The sequence below is a fragment of the Flavobacterium ginsenosidimutans genome, from assembly GCF_003254625.1.
Lineage (GTDB): Bacteria > Bacteroidota > Bacteroidia > Flavobacteriales > Flavobacteriaceae > Flavobacterium > Flavobacterium ginsenosidimutans.
Genome location: NZ_QJRJ01000045.1, coordinates 1 through 1,388, shown reverse-complemented (window position 1 = coordinate 1,388; position 1,388 = coordinate 1). Strand labels below are relative to the sequence as shown.

The window sequence follows — 1,388 nt, the reverse complement described above, 5'->3', positions numbered from 1 at the left end:
TGACTAGTCCTAAATAATCGATACAGATTATTAGACAAATATATTTAATTAAACACCTGTAAGAACTTTTTTTGCAGGTGTTTTTGTTTTATAAGTTCTCATTTCTACTATGTTTTGTTTGTGCATTTGATTGGGTGTTAGCATATAATTAGAATAATGGGGCCTTTCATTATTATAAACCTCAATTGCATCTTTTATTAAAATCTTCATCACAGCAAGTTGCTGATTAAATTTATCAATATTAAATTCTTGTTTTAAAATTCCATTTATTCTCTCCGCCACTGCATTTTCATAAGGATCAGAGTTTTGTGTCATACTGCATCTTATATTGTTTTTATATAATAGTTTTTGATATTGATCAGAACAATACTGCAGTCCTCTATCTGAATGGTGGATTAATGTTTTTCCTTTATCTCGGCGCTGTTTTATTGCATTTTTTAAAGCTGTTAAACTGCTTTTAGTATTCATATTATCTGCCACATAAAAACCCATTATTTTTTTAGAGTAAGCATCTGTTATAAGACTTAAATAACATGGATTCTCTCTTTTTCCAACATAAGTTATGTCTGATACCCAGACTTGTTCTGGTCTGCAGATTTTTAAATCCAATATTAGATTCTCATGCTTTCTAAATCTATGATGAGAGTTTGTTGTTATATGATAAGAACGTCTAGGTGTTATTAATAAATGATTAGCTCTAAGTATATCTATAAATTTATCCCTGCCGATTTTGAGTTGATTCAATTGGATTTTTAAAAGATAATATAGTTTTTTTGCTCCTATTCGGGGCATTGTATTTCTAATTTTCAAAACCAGACTAATAACTTCTGAGGCAATAAGCTTTCTGGAACTGGTTCTTTTTATTCTTCGATAATAAACCTGTCTGTCTATCCCGAACAAAGTACAGGCAAACATTATTGTTTGTTGATGTTCTTCTTTAAAATGTTCGATTGTTCGGGTGGTGAGTTTTTTCGAATGTCAATTTGATATTCTTTTTCTGCTATATCAATCATCATATCGAAAATAATAGCTTTTTTATCGGCAACGTAAGCCTGCTGTTCTAAAAATGATTTTTGTTTTTCTAATAACTTCACTTTGGCTTCAAGTTCCATTATTTTTTGTTCAGGAGATTTTGGCATAGCAGAAGGTGTTTGATTGTCCCAATCAAAGTTACCAAATTTTCGAAGCCATTGAACGATTGTAGAACGGGACTGAATGGCATAATCTTTTTTAACCTGAGAAATTGAAATTCTTCCTTGTTCTATTTCCTGAACAATTTGAAGCTTAAAAGACATGCTGTAATCTTTTTGGGTGCGCTTTACATAGCGCAATTCTTGATCTTTTTCCATAATGATACTTTTTGTGTATCGCTATTTCAGGACAAGACA

2 protein-coding genes are annotated in these 1,388 nt (G+C 30.8%); both read right to left on the bottom strand.

Annotation, left to right across the window (positions count from 1 at the left end; all coding sequences use genetic code 11):
* Positions 1-48: 48 nt before the first annotated feature.
* The gene (locus DM444_RS00215; protein ID WP_204251648.1) at positions 49-915 is read right to left on the bottom strand and encodes an IS3 family transposase; all 867 of its coding nucleotides are present in this window, start codon (positions 913-915) and stop codon (positions 49-51) included.
* A complete protein-coding gene (locus DM444_RS23745) occupies positions 915-1,349 on the bottom strand; it encodes a hypothetical protein (RefSeq protein WP_204251647.1) in 435 nt (144 codons plus the stop codon). Before DM444_RS23745 ends, DM444_RS00215 begins: the two co-directional genes overlap by 1 nt.
* Positions 1,350-1,388 lie beyond the last annotated feature (39 nt).

Bases quoted from the DNA above. Each gene is read 5' to 3' on its own strand.
- DM444_RS00215 (WP_204251648.1), bottom strand. From the start codon at position 915: ATGTTTGCCTGTACTTTGTTCGGGATAGACAGACAGGTTTATTATCGA.
- DM444_RS23745 (WP_204251647.1), bottom strand. From the start codon at position 1,349: ATGGAAAAAGATCAAGAATTGCGCTATGTAAAGCGCACCCAAAAAGAT.